This window comes from Streptomyces sp. NPDC085900, assembly GCF_044540925.1.
Lineage (GTDB): Bacteria > Actinomycetota > Actinomycetes > Streptomycetales > Streptomycetaceae > Streptomyces > Streptomyces gilvifuscus.
In genome coordinates, this window is sequence record NZ_JBITSP010000003.1 from 811,251 (window position 1) to 830,874 (window position 19,624).

The window sequence follows — 19,624 nt, forward strand, 5'->3', positions numbered from 1 at the left end:
TCACACACCCGCCCCGGCACGAGCGCGCAGCAGAGCCGCGGGGGCGACGTCCTCGAGCGGCAGGCCACGGCGGGCCGCGACCTCCTCGGGGCGCTGCAGGCCCTTCAGGGCCTCCACGGTCGCGTGCACGATGTTGATCGCGTTGTCGGAGCCGAGCGACTTCGACAGGATGTCGTGGATACCGGCGCACTCGAGCACGGCACGCACCGGACCACCGGCGATAACACCGGTACCGGGGGACGCGGGCTTGAGCAGCACGACGCCGGCAGCCTTCTCACCCTGGATGGGGTGCGGGATGGTGCCCTGGATACGGGGGACCTTGAAGAAGTGCTTCTTGGCCTCCTCAACACCCTTGGCGATGGCGGCCGGCACCTCCTTGGCCTTGCCGTAACCGACACCCACGGTGCCGTCACCGTCGCCCACCACGACCAGCGCGGTGAAGCTGAAGCGACGACCACCCTTCACAACCTTGGCGACGCGGTTGATCGCGACGACGCGCTCAACGTACGCGGTCTTCTCGGCGGCAGCAGCGCCGCCGTCACGGCCCTTCCGGTCCCGCCGCTCGCCGCCACCGGCACCGCTTCCGCGGCGCTGGGGTCCAGCCATTGGATTACCTCTCTCTTTCCGCTAGCTACAAGCGGCTCAGAACTTGAGCCCGGCCTCGCGGGCGGCGTCCGCCAGGGCGGCGATGCGCCCGGCGTACTGGTTGCCACCACGGTCGAACACGACGGCCTCGACACCGGCGGCCTTGGCACGCTCGGCGACCAGGGCGCCGACCTGCTTGGCCTGGGCGGACTTGTCGCCCTCGCCACCGCGGATCGAGCTGTCCAGCGTGGACGCCGAAGCCAGGGTGTGGCCCTTCAGGTCGTCGATCACCTGCGCCACGATGTGGCGGTTGGAGCGGGTCACGACCAGACGGGGACGCTCCGCCGTACCGGACACCTTCTTGCGGATCCGGATGTGACGGCGCTTGATCGCGGCGCGCTTGTAGGCGTCGCCCTTGAGGATCTTCTGCCCGTATGCCATGGCTTACTTACCCGCCTTTCCGACCTTGCGGCGGATGACTTCGCCCTCGTACTTGACACCCTTGGCCTTGTACGGGTCGGGCTTGCGCAGCTTGCGGATGTTGGCCGCAACCTCGCCGACCTTCTGCTTGTCGATGCCCTCGACCTGGAAGCGGGTCGGGGTCTCCACCTTGAAGGTGATTCCCTCGGGCGCCTCGACGGTGATCGGGTGGCTGTAGCCGAGAGCGAACTCGAGGTTCGAACCCTTGGCGGTCACGCGGTAACCGACACCGCTGATCTCGAGCTTCTTCACGTAACCCTGGGTCACGCCGGTGATCATGTTCGCCACCAGCGTGCGGGACAGGCCGTGCAGGGCCTTGCTCTGACGCTCGTCGTTGGGGCGGGTGACGTTCAGAACGCCGTCCTCACCCTTGGCGATCTCGATCGGCGCCACGACGGTGTGGGTCAGCGTGCCCTTGGGGCCCTTGACCGAGACCGTCTGGCCGTCGATGGTGACGTCCACGCCGGCGGGAACCGTGATGGGGAGCTTGCCAATACGCGACATAGCTGTTTCCTCCGTTCCCTTCCGCTACCAGACGTAGGCGAGGACTTCCCCACCCACGCCCTTCTTGCCGGCCTGCTTGTCGGTGAGGAGCCCGTGCGACGTGGAGATGATCGCCACGCCGAGGCCGCCGAGCACCTTCGGCAGGTTGGTGGACTTCGCGTACACCCGGAGACCGGGCTTGGAGATCCGCTTGATGCCCGCGATGGAGCGCTCACGGTTCGGGCCGAACTTCAGCTCGAGGACGAGGTTCTTGCCGACCTCGGCGTCCTCGACCTTCCAGCCCGTGATGAAGCCCTCCTGCTGGAGGATCTCCGCGATGTGGGACTTGATCTTGGAGTGCGGCATCGACACCGAGTCGTGGTACGCCGAGTTCGCATTCCGCAGACGCGTCAACATGTCTGCGATCGGATCAGTCATGGTCATGAATTGGCCTTCGGCCTCTCTCGCCGGGGTTTCCTGGTGCGCCATCCCTCTCCCCGATCCGAGACGGGACGGGTGCGGCGCGGTGGACCTACGGCGTAGTAAGTCGTACGGGCGGCGACAGACGCCCAACCCCACAAGCCTAAGGCATGCGGAGGTGGGCGTCTGACCGCCCAGTTGCTTACCGAGAGCTTCAGGAATCCCGAATTAGGGGATTACCAGGAGCTCTTGGTCACGCCCGGCAGCTCGCCACGGTGAGCCATCTCACGAAGGCACACGCGGCACAGGCCGAACTTGCGGTACACGGAGTGGGGACGGCCGCAGCGCTGGCAGCGCGTGTAGCCCCGCACACCGAACTTGGGCTTGCGAGCAGCCTTCGCGATGAGAGCCTTCTTCGCCATCTCGCTCACGCCTCCTTGAACGGGAAGCCGAGGTGACGAAGGAGCGCGCGGCCCTCAGCGTCGTTGGTCGCCGTGGTGACCACGGTGATGTCCATACCCCGGACGCGGTCGATCTTGTCCTGGTCGATCTCGTGGAACATGACCTGCTCCGTGAGACCGAAGGTGTAGTTGCCACGGCCGTCGAACTGCTTGGGGGACAGGCCGCGGAAGTCGCGGATGCGCGGGAGCGCGAGCGACAGGGTGCGGTCCAGGAACTCCCACATGCGGTCGCCACGGAGCGTGACGTGGGCACCGATCGGCTGACCCTCACGCAGCTTGAACTGCGCGATGGACTTGCGGGCCTTGGTGACGGCCGGCTTCTGACCGGTGATGGTGGTCAGGTCGCGGATCGCGCCCTCGATCAGCTTCGAGTCACGGGCGGCGTCGCCGACACCCATGTTGACCACGATCTTCACGAGGCCGGGGATCTGCATGACGTTCTCGTACTTGAACTCGTCACGCAGCTTGCCCGCGATCTCCTCGCGGTACTTCGTCTTGAGACGCGGAGTGGTGGTGGTAGCCATCAGATGTCCTCACCCGTCCGCTTGGCAACGCGGATCTTGTTGCCCTCGTCGTCGAAGCGGTAACCGACACGCGTGACGACCTTGTTGCCGTCCTTCTCAACGACCAGCTGGACGTTGGAGACGTGGATCGGCGCCTCGGTCGTGACGATGCCGCCGGCCTGCGAACCGCGAGCGGTCGGACCGGCCTTGGTGTGCTTCTTGACCCGGTTGACACCCTCGACCAGGACGCGCTCCTCGCGCGGGAAAGCGGCAATGACCTTGCCCTGCTTGCCCTTGTCCTTGCCGGTGATGACCTGGACCAGGTCGCCCTTCTTGATCTTCATGCTTACAGCACCTCCGGAGCCAGCGAGATGATCTTCATGAACTTCTTCTCGCGCAGCTCACGCCCGACCGGGCCGAAGATGCGGGTGCCGCGAGGGTCGCCGTCGTTCTTCAGAATGACGGCGGCGTTCTCGTCGAAGCGGATGTACGAGCCGTCCGGACGGCGGCGCTCCTTGACGGTGCGAACGATGACCGCCTTGACGACGTCACCCTTCTTCACGTTGCCACCGGGGATCGCGTCCTTGACGGTGGCGACGATGACGTCACCGATGCCCGCGTAGCGGCGACCGGAGCCACCGAGCACACGGATGCAAAGGATCTCCTTCGCACCAGTGTTGTCGGCGACACGAAGTCGCGACTCCTGCTGGATCACGTCTATCTCCTGATCGTCTGCCGGTTCCCCGGGGGCCGTTCTTCAACGGCCCCCGGAGCCTGGCGGAACTGTCCTGCGGAATACCCGCAGGAATTACTTGGCCTTCTCGAGGATCTCGACGACGCGCCAGCGCTTCGTCGCCGACAGCGGGCGGGTCTCCGCGAGGAGGACCCGGTCGCCGACGCCGGCAGCGTTCTGCTCGTCGTGCGCCTTGAGCTTGTTCGTACGGCGGATGACCTTGCCGTACAGCGCGTGCTTCACGCGGTCCTCGACAGCGACGACGACGGTCTTGTCCATCTTGTCGCTGACGACGAGACCCTCACGGGTCTTGCGGAAGCCGCGGGCCTCTGCGTTCTCAGTCACGTTCTTCTCGCTCATCAGGCGTTCTCCACCGTTTCGATGCCCAGCTCACGCTCGCGCATCAGGGTGTAGATCCGCGCGATGTCCTTGCGGACCGCCTTGAGACGGCCGTGGTTCTCGAGCTGACCCGTCGCCGCCTGGAAGCGGAGGTTGAACAGCTCTTCCTTGGCCTCGCGGAGCTTCGCAAGAAGCTCCTCGTTGCCCAGCTCGCGCAGCTCGGACGCCTTGGTACCGGCCGACATCACGCTTCACCTGCCTCGCGCTTGACGATCCGGCACTTCATCGGCAGCTTGTGGGCCGCACGAGTCAGCGCCTCACGGGCGATCTTCTCGTTGGGGTACGACAGCTCGAACATCACGCGTCCGGGCTTGACGTTGGCGATCCACCACTCCGGAGAACCCTTACCGGAACCCATGCGGGTCTCGGCGGGCTTCTTGGTGAGGGGACGGTCCGGGTAGATGTTGATCCAGACCTTGCCACCACGCTTGATGTGACGCGTCATGGCGATACGAGCGGCCTCGATCTGACGGTTCGTCACATACGCCGGGGTGAGCGCCTGGATGCCGTACTCGCCGAACGCAACCGTCGTGCCACCCTTGGCAGCGCCGCTGCGTCCGGGGTGGTGCTGCTTGCGGTGCTTGACCCTACGGGGGATCAGCATGTCGGTCAGGCCTCCGTTCCGGTGCTCTCAGCCGGAGCGGACGCGGGAGCCTCGGCCTTGGGGGCCTCGGCGCCGGCAGCCTGCTGCGGCTTGCGACCGCGCCGCTCGCCACCGCGGCCACCACGGGCCGGGCGGTCGGCACCGCCACGGGCCGGGCGGTTACCCGCACGGGCCGCAGCGTTCTCGGCGCGGACCTCGGCGATGTTCTTGACGTCGCCCTTGTAGATCCAGACCTTCACACCGATGCGGCCGAAGGTCGTCTTGGCCTCGAAGAAGCCGTAGTCCACGTTCGCGCGGAGCGTGTGCAGGGGCACGCGGCCCTCGCGGTAGAACTCCGAGCGGGACATCTCGGCGCCACCGAGGCGGCCACCGCACTGGATCTTGATGCCCTTGGCGCCGGCCTTCATCGCCGACTGCATGCTCTTACGCATGGCGCGGCGGAAGGAGACGCGGGAGGAGAGCTGCTCGGCGACGGCCTGAGCGACCAGCTGAGCGTCGGTCTCGGGGTTCTTGACCTCGAGGATGTTCAGCTGGACCTGCTTGCCCGTGAGCTTCTCGAGGTCACCGCGGATGCGGTCGGCCTCGGCGCCACGGCGGCCGATGACGATGCCCGGACGAGCGGTGTGGATGTCCACACGCACGCGGTCACGGGTGCGCTCGATCTCGACCTTGGAGATGCCGGCGCGCTCCATGCCGGACGTCATCATCCGACGGATGGCGACGTCTTCCTTGACGTAGTCCTTGTACAGCTTGTCGGCGTACCACCGGGACTTGAAGTCCGTGGTGACACCGAGCCGGAACCCATGCGGGTTAACCTTCTGGCCCATTACCGGGTTCCTTCCTTGCTGCTGACGACCACGGTGATGTGGCTGGTCCGCTTGCGGATCCGGTAGGCACGGCCCTGGGCGCGCGGCCGGAACCGCTTCAGGGTCGGGCCCTCGTCGACGTACGCCTCGGAGATGTAGAGGCTGTCGGCGTCGGTGTGGTCGTAGTTGTGCGCGGCGTTGGCAATGGCGCTGTCGAGCACCTTGCCGACCGGAACCGAGGCTGCCTGCGGAGCGAATCGCAGAACAGCCTGGGCCTCCGTGGCGTCCATGCCACGGATGAGGTCCACCACACGGCGGGCCTTCATGGGCGTGACGCGGATGTACCGCGCCTGGGCCCTGGCTTCCATGGTTGTCCCTTCAGAGTTACTTACGTGTCTGAATGCGATCCGCTGTTAGCGGCGCTTCGACTTCCGGTCTTCCTTGACGTGGCCCCGGAAGGTGCGCGTCGGCGAGAACTCGCCGAGCTTGTGACCGACCATCGACTCGGTGACGAACACCGGGATGTGGGTCTTGCCGTTGTGCACCGCGATCGTGTGGCCCAGCATGGCCGGGACGATCATGGAGCGACGGGACCAGGTCTTGATGACGTTCTTGGTGCCGGCTTCGTTCTGGGCGTCCACCTTCTTGATGAGGTGTCCGTCGACGAAGGGCCCCTTCTTGAGACTGCGCGGCATCTAAACCCGCTCCTAGCGCTTCTTGTTCGTCTTGCGGCGGCGGACGATGTACTTGTTCGACGCCTTCTTGGGCGAACGAGTACGACCTTCCTTCTGGCCCCAGGGGCTGACCGGGTGGCGACCACCGGAGGTCTTGCCCTCACCACCACCGTGCGGGTGGTCAACCGGGTTCATCGCCACACCGCGAACGGTCGGGCGGACGCCCAGCCAGCGCTTACGGCCGGCCTTGCCCCAGTTGATGTTGCTCTGCTCGGCGTTGCCGACCTCGCCGACCGTGGCGCGGCAGCGCTGGTCGACCAGGCGGATCTCACCGGACGGCATGCGGAGGTGGGCCATCGTGCCCTCCTTCGCGAGCAGCTGCACGGAGGCACCGGCGGAGCGGGCGAACTTGGCGCCGCCGCCCGGACGAAGCTCCACGGAGTGGATCGTCGTACCGACCGGGATGTTGCGCAGCGCCAGGTTGTTGCCGGGCTTGATGTCGGCGCCGGGACCGTTCTCGATCCGGTCGCCCTGGGTCAGGCCCTTCGGCGCCAGGATGTAGCGCTTCTCGCCGTCCGCGTAGTGGAGCAGCGCGATGCGCGCGGTGCGGTTGGGGTCGTACTCGATGTGCGCGACCTTCGCCGGCACGCCGTCCTTGTCGTGACGACGGAAGTCGATCACTCGGTAGGCGCGCTTGTGTCCGCCACCCTGGTGGCGAACGGTCACACGACCGGCGTTGTTACGGCCGCCCTTGCTGTGCAGCGGGCGGACCAGCGACTTCTCCGGCGTGGACCGCGTGACCTCGACGAAGTCGGCGACGCTGGAACCACGACGGCCCGGCGTAGTCGGCTTGTACTTGCGGATTCCCATTTCTCAGTCCTCGTCCGATATCGGACGATCCGACCCGCTTACGCGGTCGGACCGCCGAAGATGTCGATACGGTCGCCCTCGGCGAGGGTCACGATCGCGCGCTTGGTCGCCGCACGCTGGCCGAAGCCGGTGCGGGTCCGCTTGCGCTTGCCGATGCGGTTGATCGTGTTGACCCCGGTGACCTTGACCGAGAAGACCGCCTGGACGGCCTCCTTGATCTGGGTCTTGTTGGCGCGCGGGTCGACGATGAACGTGTACTTGTTCTCGTCCAGGAGCGCGTAGCTCTTCTCGGAGACGACCGGCTTCAGCAGCACGTCACGGGGGTCCGTGTACGACTTGCTGAGCGGGGTCTCGACCGTGTTCTTGCCCTCGGTCGCGTGGCGACGCGCCTTGGCGACGCGCGCGGCCTTGGCGGCCTTCGCAGCCTTGGAGGCAATGCTCGGGTGACGCGTAGCCATCAGGCCTCGCTCCCTTCGGTGTCGTTGGCCTTCGGGCCGGCGACGAAGGACTCGAGAGCGGCCTGGGTGAAGACCACGTCGTCCGAGACGATCACGTCGTACGTGTTCAGCTGGCCCGGCTCCAGGATGTGGACCTGGGGCAGGTTGCGGGCGGACAGCCACGCGGCCTCGTCGGCGCGCTCGACGACCAGGAGCAGGTTCTTGCGCTCCGAGATCTTGCCGAACAGCGTGCGAGCGGCCTTGGTGCTGGGGGTCTCGCCCTCGATCACGCCGGAGACGACGTGGATGCGGTTGTGGCGGGCCCGGTCGGTGAGGGCGTGACGCAGGGCGGCAGCCTTCATCTTCTTCGGGGTCCGCTGCGAGTAGTCACGCGGCACGGGACCGTGCACGACGCCACCACCGGCGAACTGGGGCGCGCGGGTCGAGCCCTGACGGGCGCGGCCGGTGCCCTTCTGGCGGTACGGCTTCTTGCCGCCACCGCGAACCTCGCCACGGGTCTTGGTCTTGTGCGTGCCCTGACGGGCAGCAGCGTTCTGCGCGACGACGACCTGGTGGATCAGCGGGATGCTGACCTTCTCCACGCCGAAGATCTCCGCGGGGAGCTCGACGCTACCGGTCTTCTCGCCGGCAGGCGAAAGGATGTCAACAGTGCTCATCGGTACCTCAGGCCCCCTTGGCCGCGGTGCGGACCAGGACGAGGCCGCCGTTCGGACCGGGAACCGCGCCCTTGATGAGCAGCAGACCCTTCTCCGCGTCAACGGCGTGGACGGTCAGGTTCTGGGTGGTGACGCGCTCGTTGCCCATGCGACCCGCCATGCGGAGGCCCTTGAACACACGGCCCGGGGTGGCGCAGCCACCGATGGAACCGGGAGAGCGGTGCTTGCGCTGGGTGCCGTGTCCGGCGCCGAGGCCCTTGAAGTTGTGACGCTTCATGACACCGGCGAAGCCCTTGCCCTTGCTCTTGCCGGTCACGTCCACCTTGACGCCCGCCTCGAAGACCTCAGCGGAGATCTCCTGGCCCAGCGTGTACTCGGAGGCGTCCGCGGTGCGGATCTCGACGAGGTGGCGGCGGGGAGTGACGTCGGCCTTGGCGAAGTGGCCCTTGAGGGGCTTGTTCACCTTGCGCGGGTCGATCTCGCCGAACGCGATCTGGACGGACTCGTAGCCGTCGACGTCGTTCGTACGGACCTGGGTGACGACGTTGGGGCCGGCCTTGACGACGGTGACCGGAACAACGCGGTTGTTCTCGTCCCACACCTGCGTCATGCCGAGCTTCTCGCCCAGGATGCCCTTGATCTGCTTAGCCATTCTCAGATCACCAGCCCTCAGAGCTTGATCTCGATGTCGACACCGGCCGGGAGGTCGAGTCGCATCAGAGAGTCAACGGTCTTGGGGGTGGGGTCGAGAATGTCGATCAGGCGCTTGTGCGTGCGCATCTCGAAGTGCTCGCGCGAGTCCTTGTACTTGTGCGGCGACTTGATGACGCAGTACACGTTCTTCTCAGTGGGCAGCGGCACCGGGCCCGCGACCGACGCACCAGTGCGGGTCACCGTCTCGACGATCTTCTTCGCCGAGGAGTCGATGACCTCGTGGTCGTAGGCCTTGAGCCGGATGCGGATCTTCTGTCCCGCCATGGCTACTCAGTAGTCCTGTCTCTTCTACAGCTCTGGAACCTGGTGTTCCTCTGACACTTTCTCCGACCCACGCGGTCGGGCGTGTCGCGCTTCCACTGACACAGATGTCCCTTGTTCGAACATCCCTGATCTTGGGAAAGAGGTTCACCGGGTGCCTGGCCGGTGCCGCACCACACTTCCCGGAAGATTCCCGTACGTCCGCCCCAGTGCTGCCCGAGGGCAGTTAGGACGACGAGTACTGTGGGACTCGCTTCCGGTCCTCCCGGCGGGAGGCGCGCAGCATCAACACTCGACCGAGCAACTCGGACAGTCTGCCATATGGGGCAGGGGCCTGGCCAATCGGGCCGGAGAGAATACCCCGAGAGTGACGTAGGTCAAACACGGGTGCCCTTCGCAACGATCACGCATAGAGCGGACCGATCCCTTCCACTCTGTTCTACGCTGTGCCACCTCGTGAGTACGGAGTGCGTGGGGACGCACTCGGGGGTGGGGGCTGAACATGTCATCGATGCTGCGCGGATCCGCACGCGGGCTGTCGCGCGCCGGGATCACCGTGGGAACCGCCGTGCTGTTGCTCGGCCTGCTGCCGGTGCCGGCCCACGCGCACCGCGACGGATGTCACCGCTGGCATTCGTGTCCGTCCGACACCGGCTCGTACGTGTGCGGCGATCTCGGCTACGACACCTACTGCGGCGGAACGGTCGACAGCGACCCGCCCGAGTCGCTCGACCTCACGGCGCCCCGGCGGCCTAAGGTCGCCCGGCCCCACGTCGGCAAGGGCGGCAGGGTCAGCCTGACGGTCACCGCCGAGCGGGGCGCCCGGATCGAGGTCGCCGAGACCGACGAGTACGACGTGGACAGCGGCGTCGTCGCCAAGGCCACGGCGACCGGGGGCGCCCAGACCATCGGCTTCAAGGCCGACAGCGGTTCGCACACCTACAGCGTCACGGCCACCGACAGCGCCGGGAACACCAGCGACGCGACCGACGACATCACCGTCGACGTGGACGCCGACGCACCGGAGATCTCGGACTTCTCCGTGGCCGACGCCGACGCCACGACCGCCACGGCGCGCGTGTCGTTCGCCTCCGAGGCGGGAGCGGCGTACGAGCTGACCGTGTCGGGCCGCAAGAAGCGGCTCACCGGGGTCGTGGACGACGACGGCAAGGTGCCGGACACGGCTCTCGTCCTGCCGGACGGCAGTTACACCGTCCGTCTCGCGGTCACGGACGACGCGGGCAACGTCGGCCGGGCGGAGCGAAAGCTGAAGGTGGACGTGGGCGAGCTCGCCCCGACGGTGGCCGCCGACCGCGAGCGCGGTTCCGGACGTATCCGGTTCACCGTCACCGCCCCGCCGCACAGCAAGGGCACCCTCCGGATCGCCGGCACGGCGGACCGGGCCTTCACCACGGACGCGGACGGACGTGCCGAGGTCGACGCCCGGCTGCCCGACGGCCGCTACCCCGCGCCGGTGGTCGAGGTGACCGACCCCTACGGCCGAAACGGCCGTACGAGCGGCCGGAAGCTGGTCGTCGACACCGCCGCCCCGGCGCTGAAGGTCGTCTCCGACGCCGACCGCGCGGCTCACGGTGACCTGACCCTCGCGGTGACGGCGGAGGCGCACTCCGAGGTCGTGGTGGCGTACGGCTCGAAGACTCGCGACGGCTTCACCTCCGCCGGTCACCGTGCCACGGTGACCAGGGCGCTCTCCCCCGGCACCTACCACGTCACCGTCACCGCGACGGACGCGTACGGCAACGCCACCGTCAGGCGACTGAGCATCACGGTGGACGACCGACGGACCGCGGGCGAGTGGCTGCTGCTCCTGCTCAAGGCGCTGCTGGTGACGGCGCTGATCGCGGTCGTCTGGTACGTCCGTCGCCGTACCCGCCAGGCCCGCGAGGCCCGCCGGACGGCACGTGGCCTCGAACGGTTCGAACGGGAGCTGGACACGTGGCGACGCCGGCGCGAGCGGCTGGTCGAACTCGCCGAGTTCGCGGCGGAGTTGGGAGAGATGGAGCAGGACGGGGGCGGATGGCTCGCCGACTGGGGCAAGCGGAAGCGGGGCGAGTCGGTGTGGTGGGTGACCGATGCCGACCTGGTGCAGCCCGGCACCGTCGGCACGGGCGCCTGCGTGAAGGATTCGGGCACGCTGGTGGTCACCGGACAGCGCGTGCTCCTCGTCGGCCGGAAGCGCCGCGAGTGGCTCTTCTCGAAGCTGGTGCAGATCGAGCACTCGGGCGGGGACCTCACATGGATGCGGGTCGCCAACCGCACCACCATGTCCGGCGTCCGCTACCGGCGTGAGAGCGAGAAGACCCTCGTGGCCATCGAGTCGGCCGTCGCGGAAGCCCCGGCGGGCGCGGCCCGGGAACTGGGCACCGGGCGCGGGCCGATTCTGGCCCGGCTGCGTCAGGCGATCCGGGAGCACGACCGGCACCGGCCGTCTCCGCCCGCACAGCCAGCGTCCGCCGACCGGACGGCGGTGCCGGTCACGTCCGGCTGACCTTGTCGGCCTAGGGCGCGCCCGGTCTAGGCCCGGCGCGCCCTAGGCCCCTCGCAGCCGCCCGAACGCCCCCTCCAACCCCCGCTTCAGCACCCGCGCCACCGGCCGCTCCACATACCGGTGCACCAGCCAGCTCAGTACCAGGAAACCTGCGATCACGGCGGTCACCAGCAGTCGTGCGTCCATCGTGCCCTGCAGGCGGTCGATGAGGGTCGTACCGGCGACGTAGTGCAGGAGATACAGCGGATACGTGAGGCTGCCCGCCGTCGCCAGCCACTTCCAGCGGAGTCGGTCCGTCGCGCCCAGCGCGATCGCGACCATGACCAGCAGGAACCCGGTGAAGAGGCCGACACTCCCCCGCCAGCCCGACACATGCTCGAAGTCGTCGATACGCAGGCCCAGTTGGCGCTGCCCCATCAGCCACGCCATCGCGAGGATCCCCCACAGCAGCAGGTCCTGGCCGAAGCGGTGCATCAGGTAGAGGGCGAGCCCCGCGATGAAGAACCAGGCGCCCTCGGGGTTCGCCGCGAGTGTCAGAGGGGCGAAGTGCGCCGCCGGCGCCAGCATCGCCGCCGCGCCCCACGCGCAGCAGAAGACGACCACCTTGCGGTACGTCAGCCCCGTGGCGACGACCGCGAGGAAGAGCAGGTAGAAACGCAGCTCGGACCAGAGAGTCCAGTACACCCCGTCGACGCTGTCGACGCCCGAACCGGACTGCAGCATCGTGAGGTTGAGCAGGATGTCGCGCGCCCTCAGGCGTTCCCAGACGCCGGGCAGCGCCACGACCACGGTTGTCGTGAAGACGATGGCGAACCAGTACGCCGGGTAGAGGCGGATCACACGTGAGACGAAGAACTGGCGTGGGCCGCGGCCCCAGCAGGACATGCAGATCACGAAGCCGCTGATCACGAAGAAGATCTCGACGCCGATCCAGCCGTAGGCCGCGAAGCGGAACACCGTCGGCATCACCTCCGACACCGGCCGGCCCCACACGGCGTTGCCCGGCCGGTCGACCCGCCAGCTGCCGGCGTAGTGGTGGACGGCAACCATCAGGGCGGCGAGGAGGCGGATGCCGTCCACGGCGTACAGGCGCGGGCGTTCGGGGCGGTGCGGGGGTCTGTGGCGGTCGACCCGCACCGTTCGCAGCTGCTGCGTCGGTCGGTCGACCACCACGGACATCGACGATCATCCCCTGCCTGGCTGCTCGGACCCCCTCACGCTAGAGCGTCACATCCACCCCGAAGTGGAGGGAAAGGGGCATCCTCGGCGCCGTGTCCCACAGAGTTCGCCCAGCCTTCACAGGACGAGCGAAGGATGAGCGAAGGTCAGGCGAACGGGCAGGCGAAGGGGAAGGCGAACGGGCAAGCGAAAGGGCCCGTACGACCGAAGTCGTACGGGCCCTCTCAGAGGCCTAGCGGCTCAGAGTCACTTGTTGATCTTGGTGACCTGGCCGGCGCCGACCGTCCGGCCACCCTCACGGATGGCGAACTTCAGGCCCTCTTCCATGGCGATGGGCTGGATGAGCTCCACCTTCATCTCGGTGTTGTCACCCGGCATGACCATCTCGGTGCCCTCGGGGAGGGTCACCACGCCGGTCACGTCCGTCGTACGGAAGTAGAACTGCGGACGGTAGTTGTTGAAGAACGGCGTGTGGCGGCCACCCTCGTCCTTGGACAGGATGTAGGCCTGCGCCTCGAACTCGGTGTGCGGGGTGACCGAGCCCGGCTTGATGATGACCTGGCCGCGCTCGACGTCCTCGCGCTTGATGCCGCGGAGCAGCAGACCGACGTTCTCACCGGCCTGGCCCTCGTCGAGCAGCTTGCGGAACATCTCGATGCCGGTGACCGTGGTGGAGGTCTTCTCCGGCTTGATGCCGATGATGTCGACGGTCTCGTTGACCTTCAGGACACCACGCTCGATACGGCCGGTGACGACCGTACCGCGACCGGTGATCGTGAAGACGTCCTCGATCGGCATGAGGAACGGCTTGTCGACGTCGCGCTCCGGCTCCGGGATCGACTCGTCGACGGCCTTCATCAGGTCCAGGACCGACTGGCCCCACTCCTTGTCGCCCTCGAGCGCCTTCAGAGCGGAAACCTTGACGACCGGAACGTCGTCGCCCGGGAACTCGTACTCGGAGAGGAGCTCACGCACCTCGAGCTCGACGAGCTCCAGGATCTCCTCGTCGTCCACCATGTCGGCCTTGTTCAGGGCGACGACGATGTACGGAACGCCGACCTGGCGGGCCAGGAGCACGTGCTCCTTGGTCTGCGGCATCGGGCCGTCGGTGGCGGCGACCACGAGGATGGCGCCGTCCATCTGGGCAGCACCGGTGATCATGTTCTTGATGTAGTCCGCGTGACCGGGGCAGTCGACGTGGGCGTAGTGACGGGTCTCCGTCTGGTACTCGACGTGCGCGATGGAGATGGTGATACCGCGCTGGCGCTCTTCGGGAGCCTTGTCGATCTGGTCGAACGCCGAGGCCTCGTTCAGGTCCGGGAACGCGTCGTGCAGCACCTTGGTAATGGCGGCCGTGAGGGTCGTCTTACCGTGGTCGATGTGACCGATGGTGCCGATGTTGACGTGCGGCTTAGTCCGCTCGAACTTCGCCTTCGCCACTGGGGTCCTCCTGGGAGTGGTTCTGAACGCCTTGCTTCATCGGCGCCAGGTGATCTTTGCTGGATGGCCCGGATCCCCGGGGCATTCCTCCGCTCTTGCGGCGGAATGCCCCGTGAGGCTCCGGAGTCAAGCCTACGGCGTGTGAACGCGGTGCGTTACTCGCCCTTGGCCTTCGCGATGATCTCCTCGGCGACGTTCCGCGGAACCTCGGCGTAGGAGTCGAACTGCATGGAGTAGCTGGCGCGGCCGGACGTCTTGCTGCGCAGGTCGCCGACGTAGCCGAACATCTCCGAAAGGGGCACGAGGCCCTTCACGACGCGGGCACCGGCCCGCTCCTCCATGGCCTGGATCTGGCCACGGCGGGAGTTGATGTCGCCGATGACCTCGCCCATGTAGTCCTCGGGCGTGGTGACCTCGACGGCCATCATCGGCTCGAGCAGCACGGGGCTGGCCTTGCGGGCGGCCTCCTTGAAGGCCTGCGAGCCGGCGATCTTGAAGGCGAGCTCGGAAGAGTCGACCTCGTGGTAGCCACCGTCGTGCAGGATCACACGGACACCGGTCATCTCGTAACCGGCCAGGATGCCGAACTGCATGGCCTCCTGCGCACCCGCGTCCACCGAAGGGATGTACTCCTTGGGGATACGGCCACCGGTCACCTTGTTGATGAACTCGTACGAGGCGTCGCCGCCCTCGATCGGCTCGATGCCGATCTGGACCTTGGCGAACTGACCCGTACCACCGGTCTGCTTCTTGTGCGTGTAGTCGACGCGCTCGACGGCCTTGCGGATCGTCTCGCGGTACGCGACCTGCGGCTTGCCGACGTTGGCCTCGACCTTGAACTCACGGCGCATACGGTCGACCAGCACCTCGAGGTGCAGCTCGCCCATACCACCGATGATGGTCTGGCCGGTCTCCTCGTCCGAGTGGACCTGGAAGGACGGGTCCTCCTCGGCCAGGCGCTGGATCGCGACGCCCAGCTTCTCCTGGTCGCCCTTCGACTTGGGCTCGATGGCGACCTGGATGACCGGCGCCGGGAAGTCCATGGACTCCAGGATCACCGGCTGCTTGTCGTCGCACAGCGTCTCACCGGTCGTGGTCTGCTTCAGACCCATGACGGCGATGATGTCGCCGGCGCCCACCGAGTCGATCTCCTCACGCTTGTTCGCGTGCATGCGGTAGATCTTGCCGATGCGCTCCTTCTTGCCCTTGACGGAGTTCAGCACCGAGGTGCCGGACTCCAGGCGGCCCGAGTAGACCCGGACGAAGGTGAGCTTGCCGAGGTGCGGGTCGCTCATGATCTTGAACGCGAGGGCCGACAGCGGCTCGTCCTCGGACGGCTTGCGCTTGACGATCTCCTCCGGGTCGTTGACGGCGTGGCCCTCGATGGCCTCGACGTCGAGCGGGGAGGGGAGGTAGCGCACGACCGCGTCGAGCAGGGGCTGGACGCCCTTGTTCTTGAACGCGGTACCGCAGAACACCGGGGTGACCGTGGTGTCCTTGGACTTGCCGGACGCGATGGTGATGCGACGGATCGCGGCGTACAGCTGCTCCTCGGTGGGCTCGGTGCCCTCGAGGTACAGCTCCATGATCTCCTCGTCGTTCTCGGCCACGGCCTCCAGAAGCTTGCCGCGGTACTCCTCGGCAGCCTCGGCGTGCGTGTCCGGGATGTCGACGACGTCGTACATCTCGCCCTTGGTGGCCTCGGCGGACCAGACGAGCGCCTTCATGCGGACCAGGTCCACGACGCCCTTGAAGTCGGCCTCGGCACCGATCGGGAGCTGCATGACGATCGGCTGCGCGCCCAGGCGGTCCGAGATCATGTCCACGCAGCGGTGGAACTCGGCGCCCGTGCGGTCGAGCTTGTTGACGAAGCAGATACGCGGAACGCCGTAGCGGTCCGCCTGACGCCACACGGTCTCGGACTGGGGCTCAACACCGGCGACGCCGTCGAACACCGTCACGGCACCGTCGAGCACGCGCAGCGAACGCTCCACCTCGACGGTGAAGTCGACGTGGCCCGGCGTGTCGATGATGTTGATGGTGTGGTCGACGTCTTCCAGCGGCCAGTGACAGGTGGTGGCAGCAGAGGTGATCGTGATGCCACGCTCCTGCTCCTGCTCCATCCAGTCCATGGTGGCAGCGCCGTCGTGGACCTCACCGATCTTGTAAGACACACCGGTGTAGAACAGGATCCGCTCGGTGGTGGTCGTCTTGCCCGCGTCGATGTGGGCCATGATGCCGATGTTGCGCACCTTGGCCAGGTCAAGTGAAGTGGTAGCCATAAGGCTTCAGTCTTCTCTCGGTCTCGATGTGGGTAGCGACTACCAGCGGTAGTGCGCGAAGGCCTTGTTGGACTCGGCCATCTTGTGGGTGTCCTCGCGCTTCTTCACAGCGGCACCGAGGCCGTTGGAGGCGTCGAGAAGCTCGTTGAGCAGACGCTCGGTCATGGTCTTCTCGCGACGGGCGCGGGAGTAACCGACCAGCCAGCGCAGCGCGAGCGTGTTGGCACGACCGGGCTTGACCTCGATCGGAACCTGGTACGTCGCACCACCGACACGGCGGGACTTGACCTCGAGGGTCGGCTTGATGTTCTCCAGTGCGCGCTTCAGCGTGATGATCGGGTCGTTGCCCGTCTTCTCACGCAGACCCTCCATGGCACCGTAGACGATGCGCTCGGCGGTGGAGCGCTTGCCGTTCAGCAGCACCTTGTTGATGAGGGAGGTCACCAGAGGAGAACCGTAGACCGGGTCGATGATGACCGGGCGCTTCGGGGCGGGGCCCTTACGAGGCATTCTTACTTCTCCTTCTTGGCGCCGTAACGGCTGCGAGCCTGCTTGCGGTTCTTGACACCCTGGGTGTCGAGCGAGCCGCGGATGATCTTGTAGCGAACACCCGGCAGGTCCTTCACACGGCCGCCGCGCACGAGCACGATGGAGTGCTCCTGCAGGTTGTGTCCCTCACCCGGAATGTAAGCGGTGACCTCGATCCCGCTGGTCAGACGCACACGCGCGACCTTACGCAGGGCCGAGTTCGGCTTCTTCGGGGTGGTCGTGAACACACGCGTGCAGACGCCGCGACGCTGAGGGGAACCCTCGAGTGCGGGCGTCTTGTTCTTCTCGACCTTGTCCTGCCGGCCCTTACGGACCAGCTGCTGGATCGTAGGCACTACTTCTCCGGTTTCTGTGTGCCGATGGGTACAGCTAACCTGGAACTTCGCCGACCCACGCGGTCGGGTGTGTCGAATCCGGCGGACTCCCGCCGCGAGGCGAAAAGAGCACAGATTACGGTGGCCAGTCTTGACTCGCTATGCGGTTGATGGCACGCACAAGAGCCAGGGCACACCCCAGGCACAAGGTCTGAGCGTACCTACCTCAAACGCTACGGTCAAAACAAATGGGCCTCACCCGCATCGCCATGCGGAGCATGTCAAGACCCTGCACCGTCTTTGATCTTCGATTTCACACCCCGGTCATCTACGGCGGCTACGTCACCGCAGCTCAGGAGCCTCACGCGCCGGCGAGTGCCGCCGCCATGAGGATCGTGATGATCAGCGCCCATCCGGCGACCGACATCCAGCCCAGCACGAGCCCGGTCATCGCCAGTCCGTCGCCGCGCTCGCCGGTGCGTTGCATCTCACTGCGGGCGGTGTGCCCGAGGATGACCGCGGGCAGCCCGGTGAGCCCCCCGGTCACGACCGTGAGCACCCCGCAGATGAGCGAGCCGACCGCCTTGGCGTTCGTGGGCGGCGCGGCGGGCAGGAAGGTGGCGGGCACGGGTCCCACGGGCGGCCTGTTGACCGGTACGGGCCCCTGCGGCAGGTCGGCCACCAGCAGCGCCAGCTCCCCCACCGTCCGCGCCTCGTAGGCCCGCGCGACCCGCTTCTCGAACTCGGAGTGCTGCAGCCGGCCTTCCCCGTACCCGGCTCTGAGCACGTCGACGGCCCGCTCCCGCTCCGCGTGGGAGGCGAGCATGGAGGAGGAGGCCTGGGCCTGCCAGGGCTGCGGGACACCTTGTCCCGACTGCCACGGCTGCCATGGCGTCGGCTGTGACTGCGACACGGGCGCCTCCCCCCAAAAGCGAATCAACGCCTCCATCATCCTCTAACGCATCGTTTCCGGCACCGGTTCCCGGACGGGGACATCTACTTCCGGCCGTTGCCGGAGCCCGGCAGCCGAAACCCACCCGATGTGGTGCGGATCGTCCCTGACGCCGGGGCGGGAACGCGCCCCACGATGGCCCGAGGGGATGCGACGGGGGTGGGGACGATGACCGCGGGCCGAGCTTCGTGGGGACGGTTCCTGGGCTACGGGCTGCTGAGCAGGACGGCCGCCTTCGCCGTGCTGGTCCTCGCCCTCGGCCTGCTGCCGGTCGGCGACGGCTGGGCGGGGCTCCTCATGTACCTCGCCCTGGTGGTGCCGCCGACCCTGGCGGCCCGCCGCTTCGCCCTGCCCCCGGCGCCCGGGAAGAAGCGCCCGACCGAGAGGCGCCCGACCGCCACGGAAGCGGCCGAGCGCGCCGTCACGTCGTACGGCGACCTGCTGCGCCTGGAGACCTACCGGCCCGGCCCCGGCGCCGACCCGGACGACCTCGCCGCGTACCGCACCGCCCTGGACGTCTACGACGAGGCGAAGCGCAGCGCCCCCGCCCGGGTACCGGAGCTGCTGGAACGCGGCAGGGCGGCCCTGGACCGGCTGGACTCCGCCCGCCTCGCCGGCACGGACATCACCTGGATCCGCGGCACCGGCGACACCCGGGTGCACGTGCCCGCCCCGGGCGACGGCCCCGCCCTGCTGGTCTTCGAGACCGACGACCTTCACGGCGGCTTCCGGGTCTACGAGGGTGGAGGCCGGGGCGTACGCCCGCGGGAGCTGTTCGGCGTCGGGTACGAGGCCTGGAGTCCGGTGTGCGGCAGGGCCAGGGTGCTGGTGCCCGGCCGGCGCGGCGCGCGGTTGCTGCTGGACGTCCGCGCACCGGGCGCGTGGCGGATCGCCCTGCGCCCGCCCGGCGAGATCCGGCGACTGGAGCAGGAGCTGCGGGGGCGGGGCATCGAGACGGTCCTCAAGGACGAGGGGTGCCGCCTGATCGAGTTCGAGCACCGCGCCAGGGGCCCGTTCGCCCTCCACGAACTCACCCGCACCCACCACACCGGCCGGCTGCTCGCCGAGGGCCACGACAGCGCCCGCCTGACCGTGGCGGTACCGGAGCGCCGCCGGACACTCCGCGTCGACGCCACCGGCTGCTGGATCCTGCGCCTCCAGCCCTGACCGATCCGCAAGCACCGCGCGATGCGCCCGCCTGGACTCGACATACGTCTGTCGGCCACTGCGGCCGATTGCCGCCCGTTACCGCCGCCCTCCCGTCAAGTACGTTGAAAGGTTGCGGAACCGTG

At 67.5% G+C, this 19,624-nt stretch carries 27 protein-coding genes; 2 read left to right on the forward strand and 25 right to left on the reverse strand.

Going from position 1 to position 19,624, the window contains the following annotated elements; all coding sequences use genetic code 11:
* The 19 genes from rpsE to rpsJ all read right to left on the reverse strand — a co-directional run bounded on the left by rpsE (window position 1) and on the right by rpsJ (window position 9,110).
* Window positions 1-606, reverse strand: coding sequence for a 30S ribosomal protein S5 (gene rpsE, locus ACIGDI_RS13145; RefSeq protein ID WP_142141939.1), 606 nt, complete (start codon window positions 604-606; stop codon window positions 1-3).
* 36 nt (window positions 607-642) lie between these two features.
* Window positions 643-1,026, reverse strand: coding sequence for a 50S ribosomal protein L18 (gene rplR / locus ACIGDI_RS13150; protein ID WP_200700872.1), 384 nt, complete (start codon window positions 1,024-1,026; stop codon window positions 643-645).
* A 3-nt stretch (window positions 1,027-1,029) separates the two neighbouring features.
* The gene (gene rplF, locus ACIGDI_RS13155; protein ID WP_058923759.1) at window positions 1,030-1,569 is read right to left on the reverse strand and encodes a 50S ribosomal protein L6; all 540 of its coding nucleotides are present in this window, start codon (window positions 1,567-1,569) and stop codon (window positions 1,030-1,032) included.
* Window positions 1,570-1,593: 24 nt separating this feature from the next.
* Window positions 1,594-1,992: a 30S ribosomal protein S8 gene (gene rpsH / locus ACIGDI_RS13160; RefSeq protein ID WP_014674378.1), complete on the reverse strand. Its 399-nt coding sequence runs from the start codon at window positions 1,990-1,992 to the stop codon at window positions 1,594-1,596.
* Between the two features lie 212 nt (window positions 1,993-2,204).
* Entirely contained in the window at window positions 2,205-2,390 is a 186-nt protein-coding gene (locus ACIGDI_RS13165) for a type Z 30S ribosomal protein S14 (RefSeq protein WP_003948630.1), read from the reverse strand.
* A 5-nt stretch (window positions 2,391-2,395) separates the two neighbouring features.
* Window positions 2,396-2,953, reverse strand: a complete 558-nt coding sequence (gene rplE, locus ACIGDI_RS13170) for a 50S ribosomal protein L5 (protein WP_007494758.1) — start codon at window positions 2,951-2,953, stop codon at window positions 2,396-2,398.
* Complete coding sequence (gene rplX, locus ACIGDI_RS13175; protein WP_037929577.1) at window positions 2,953-3,276, reverse strand: 50S ribosomal protein L24; 324 nt, start codon at window positions 3,274-3,276, stop codon at window positions 2,953-2,955. Before rplX ends, rplE begins: the two co-directional genes overlap by 1 nt.
* Before the next feature lie 2 nt (window positions 3,277-3,278).
* Complete coding sequence (gene rplN, locus ACIGDI_RS13180; protein WP_003998823.1) at window positions 3,279-3,647, reverse strand: 50S ribosomal protein L14; 369 nt, start codon at window positions 3,645-3,647, stop codon at window positions 3,279-3,281.
* 93 nt (window positions 3,648-3,740) lie between these two features.
* Window positions 3,741-4,025 (reverse strand): 30S ribosomal protein S17, encoded by a 285-nt coding sequence (gene rpsQ, locus ACIGDI_RS13185; RefSeq protein ID WP_200700871.1) that lies wholly within the window; start codon window positions 4,023-4,025, stop codon window positions 3,741-3,743.
* Window positions 4,025-4,249, reverse strand: coding sequence for a 50S ribosomal protein L29 (gene rpmC, locus ACIGDI_RS13190; RefSeq protein ID WP_007494763.1), 225 nt, complete (start codon window positions 4,247-4,249; stop codon window positions 4,025-4,027). Before rpmC ends, rpsQ begins: the two co-directional genes overlap by 1 nt.
* Window positions 4,249-4,668 (reverse strand): 50S ribosomal protein L16, encoded by a 420-nt coding sequence (gene rplP / locus ACIGDI_RS13195; RefSeq protein WP_007494765.1) that lies wholly within the window; start codon window positions 4,666-4,668, stop codon window positions 4,249-4,251. Before rplP ends, rpmC begins: the two co-directional genes overlap by 1 nt.
* 5 nt (window positions 4,669-4,673) lie before the next feature.
* Window positions 4,674-5,495 carry a 30S ribosomal protein S3 gene (rpsC, locus tag ACIGDI_RS13200; RefSeq protein WP_003998826.1) on the reverse strand — a complete coding sequence of 274 codons (822 nt, stop codon included), beginning with the start codon at window positions 5,493-5,495 and terminating at the stop codon, window positions 4,674-4,676.
* Window positions 5,495-5,842: a 50S ribosomal protein L22 gene (gene rplV, locus ACIGDI_RS13205; protein WP_019329637.1), complete on the reverse strand. Its 348-nt coding sequence runs from the start codon at window positions 5,840-5,842 to the stop codon at window positions 5,495-5,497. The genes rpsC and rplV overlap by 1 nt, the downstream gene beginning before the upstream one ends.
* Window positions 5,843-5,887: 45 nt before the next feature.
* Window positions 5,888-6,169 carry a 30S ribosomal protein S19 gene (gene rpsS, locus ACIGDI_RS13210; RefSeq protein WP_058923762.1) on the reverse strand — a complete coding sequence of 94 codons (282 nt, stop codon included), beginning with the start codon at window positions 6,167-6,169 and terminating at the stop codon, window positions 5,888-5,890.
* A gap of 12 nt (window positions 6,170-6,181) precedes the next feature.
* The gene (gene rplB, locus ACIGDI_RS13215; protein ID WP_058923763.1) at window positions 6,182-7,018 is read right to left on the reverse strand and encodes a 50S ribosomal protein L2; all 837 of its coding nucleotides are present in this window, start codon (window positions 7,016-7,018) and stop codon (window positions 6,182-6,184) included.
* A 38-nt stretch (window positions 7,019-7,056) separates the two neighbouring features.
* A complete protein-coding gene (gene rplW / locus ACIGDI_RS13220) occupies window positions 7,057-7,476 on the reverse strand; it encodes a 50S ribosomal protein L23 (RefSeq protein ID WP_058923764.1) in 420 nt (139 codons plus the stop codon).
* A complete protein-coding gene (rplD, locus tag ACIGDI_RS13225) occupies window positions 7,476-8,132 on the reverse strand; it encodes a 50S ribosomal protein L4 (protein WP_142141938.1) in 657 nt (218 codons plus the stop codon). Before rplD ends, rplW begins: the two co-directional genes overlap by 1 nt.
* 7 nt (window positions 8,133-8,139) lie before the next feature.
* Window positions 8,140-8,784, reverse strand: a complete 645-nt coding sequence (gene rplC, locus ACIGDI_RS13230) for a 50S ribosomal protein L3 (RefSeq protein WP_005481233.1) — start codon at window positions 8,782-8,784, stop codon at window positions 8,140-8,142.
* A gap of 17 nt (window positions 8,785-8,801) precedes the next feature.
* Complete coding sequence (gene rpsJ, locus ACIGDI_RS13235) at window positions 8,802-9,110, reverse strand: 30S ribosomal protein S10 (protein ID WP_003948644.1); 309 nt, start codon at window positions 9,108-9,110, stop codon at window positions 8,802-8,804.
* Between the two features lie 508 nt (window positions 9,111-9,618).
* Here rpsJ and ACIGDI_RS13240 point away from each other — a divergent pair.
* On the forward strand, window positions 9,619-11,616 hold the full coding sequence (locus ACIGDI_RS13240; protein ID WP_399894792.1) for a hypothetical protein: 1,998 nt from the start codon (window positions 9,619-9,621) through the stop codon (window positions 11,614-11,616).
* A 42-nt stretch (window positions 11,617-11,658) separates the two neighbouring features.
* Here ACIGDI_RS13240 and ACIGDI_RS13245 read toward each other — a convergent pair whose 3' ends face one another.
* From ACIGDI_RS13245 to ACIGDI_RS13270, 6 genes are all read right to left on the reverse strand, one after another.
* Entirely contained in the window at window positions 11,659-12,795 is a 1,137-nt protein-coding gene (locus ACIGDI_RS13245; RefSeq protein ID WP_399894795.1) for an acyltransferase family protein, read from the reverse strand.
* A 246-nt stretch (window positions 12,796-13,041) separates the two neighbouring features.
* Window positions 13,042-14,235, reverse strand: a complete 1,194-nt coding sequence (gene tuf / locus ACIGDI_RS13250) for an elongation factor Tu (RefSeq protein WP_058923768.1) — start codon at window positions 14,233-14,235, stop codon at window positions 13,042-13,044.
* A gap of 155 nt (window positions 14,236-14,390) precedes the next feature.
* The gene (gene fusA, locus ACIGDI_RS13255) at window positions 14,391-16,517 is read right to left on the reverse strand and encodes an elongation factor G (RefSeq protein WP_200700867.1); all 2,127 of its coding nucleotides are present in this window, start codon (window positions 16,515-16,517) and stop codon (window positions 14,391-14,393) included.
* Between the two features lie 39 nt (window positions 16,518-16,556).
* Entirely contained in the window at window positions 16,557-17,027 is a 471-nt protein-coding gene (rpsG, locus tag ACIGDI_RS13260) for a 30S ribosomal protein S7 (RefSeq protein ID WP_003992340.1), read from the reverse strand.
* A 2-nt stretch (window positions 17,028-17,029) separates the two neighbouring features.
* Window positions 17,030-17,401 carry a 30S ribosomal protein S12 gene (gene rpsL, locus ACIGDI_RS13265; protein ID WP_003948652.1) on the reverse strand — a complete coding sequence of 124 codons (372 nt, stop codon included), beginning with the start codon at window positions 17,399-17,401 and terminating at the stop codon, window positions 17,030-17,032.
* A 340-nt stretch (window positions 17,402-17,741) separates the two neighbouring features.
* Complete coding sequence (locus tag ACIGDI_RS13270) at window positions 17,742-18,293, reverse strand: DUF1707 and DUF4190 domain-containing protein (RefSeq protein WP_399894800.1); 552 nt, start codon at window positions 18,291-18,293, stop codon at window positions 17,742-17,744.
* Between the two features lie 207 nt (window positions 18,294-18,500).
* Here ACIGDI_RS13270 and ACIGDI_RS13275 point away from each other — a divergent pair, with 207 nt between their 5' ends.
* On the forward strand, window positions 18,501-19,499 hold the full coding sequence (locus tag ACIGDI_RS13275) for a hypothetical protein (protein WP_399894803.1): 999 nt from the start codon (window positions 18,501-18,503) through the stop codon (window positions 19,497-19,499).
* The last annotated feature ends 125 nt before the right edge of the window (window positions 19,500-19,624 follow it).

Bases quoted from the DNA above. Each gene is read 5' to 3' on its own strand.
- rpsE (WP_142141939.1), bottom strand. From the start codon at position 606: ATGGCTGGACCCCAGCGCCGCGGAAGCGGTGCCGGTGGCGGCGAGCGG.
- rplR (WP_200700872.1), bottom strand. From the start codon at position 1,026: ATGGCATACGGGCAGAAGATCCTCAAGGGCGACGCCTACAAGCGCGCC.
- rplF (WP_058923759.1), bottom strand. From the start codon at position 1,569: ATGTCGCGTATTGGCAAGCTCCCCATCACGGTTCCCGCCGGCGTGGAC.
- rpsH (WP_014674378.1), bottom strand. From the start codon at position 1,992: ATGACCATGACTGATCCGATCGCAGACATGTTGACGCGTCTGCGGAAT.
- ACIGDI_RS13165 (WP_003948630.1), bottom strand. From the start codon at position 2,390: ATGGCGAAGAAGGCTCTCATCGCGAAGGCTGCTCGCAAGCCCAAGTTC.
- rplE (WP_007494758.1), bottom strand. From the start codon at position 2,953: ATGGCTACCACCACCACTCCGCGTCTCAAGACGAAGTACCGCGAGGAG.
- rplX (WP_037929577.1), bottom strand. From the start codon at position 3,276: ATGAAGATCAAGAAGGGCGACCTGGTCCAGGTCATCACCGGCAAGGAC.
- rpsQ (WP_200700871.1), bottom strand. From the start codon at position 4,025: ATGAGCGAGAAGAACGTGACTGAGAACGCAGAGGCCCGCGGCTTCCGC.
- rpmC (WP_007494763.1), bottom strand. From the start codon at position 4,249: ATGTCGGCCGGTACCAAGGCGTCCGAGCTGCGCGAGCTGGGCAACGAG.
- rplP (WP_007494765.1), bottom strand. From the start codon at position 4,668: ATGCTGATCCCCCGTAGGGTCAAGCACCGCAAGCAGCACCACCCCGGA.
- rpsC (WP_003998826.1), bottom strand. From the start codon at position 5,495: ATGGGCCAGAAGGTTAACCCGCATGGGTTCCGGCTCGGTGTCACCACG.
- rplV (WP_019329637.1), bottom strand. From the start codon at position 5,842: ATGGAAGCCAGGGCCCAGGCGCGGTACATCCGCGTCACGCCCATGAAG.
- rpsS (WP_058923762.1), bottom strand. From the start codon at position 6,169: ATGCCGCGCAGTCTCAAGAAGGGGCCCTTCGTCGACGGACACCTCATC.
- rplB (WP_058923763.1), bottom strand. From the start codon at position 7,018: ATGGGAATCCGCAAGTACAAGCCGACTACGCCGGGCCGTCGTGGTTCC.
- rplW (WP_058923764.1), bottom strand. From the start codon at position 7,476: ATGGCTACGCGTCACCCGAGCATTGCCTCCAAGGCTGCGAAGGCCGCC.
- rplD (WP_142141938.1), bottom strand. From the start codon at position 8,132: ATGAGCACTGTTGACATCCTTTCGCCTGCCGGCGAGAAGACCGGTAGC.
- rplC (WP_005481233.1), bottom strand. From the start codon at position 8,784: ATGGCTAAGCAGATCAAGGGCATCCTGGGCGAGAAGCTCGGCATGACG.
- rpsJ (WP_003948644.1), bottom strand. From the start codon at position 9,110: ATGGCGGGACAGAAGATCCGCATCCGGCTCAAGGCCTACGACCACGAG.
- ACIGDI_RS13240 (WP_399894792.1), top strand. From the start codon at position 9,619: ATGCTGCGCGGATCCGCACGCGGGCTGTCGCGCGCCGGGATCACCGTG.
- ACIGDI_RS13245 (WP_399894795.1), bottom strand. From the start codon at position 12,795: ATGTCCGTGGTGGTCGACCGACCGACGCAGCAGCTGCGAACGGTGCGG.
- fusA (WP_200700867.1), bottom strand. From the start codon at position 16,517: ATGGCTACCACTTCACTTGACCTGGCCAAGGTGCGCAACATCGGCATC.
- rpsG (WP_003992340.1), bottom strand. From the start codon at position 17,027: ATGCCTCGTAAGGGCCCCGCCCCGAAGCGCCCGGTCATCATCGACCCG.
- ACIGDI_RS13275 (WP_399894803.1), top strand. From the start codon at position 18,501: ATGACCGCGGGCCGAGCTTCGTGGGGACGGTTCCTGGGCTACGGGCTG.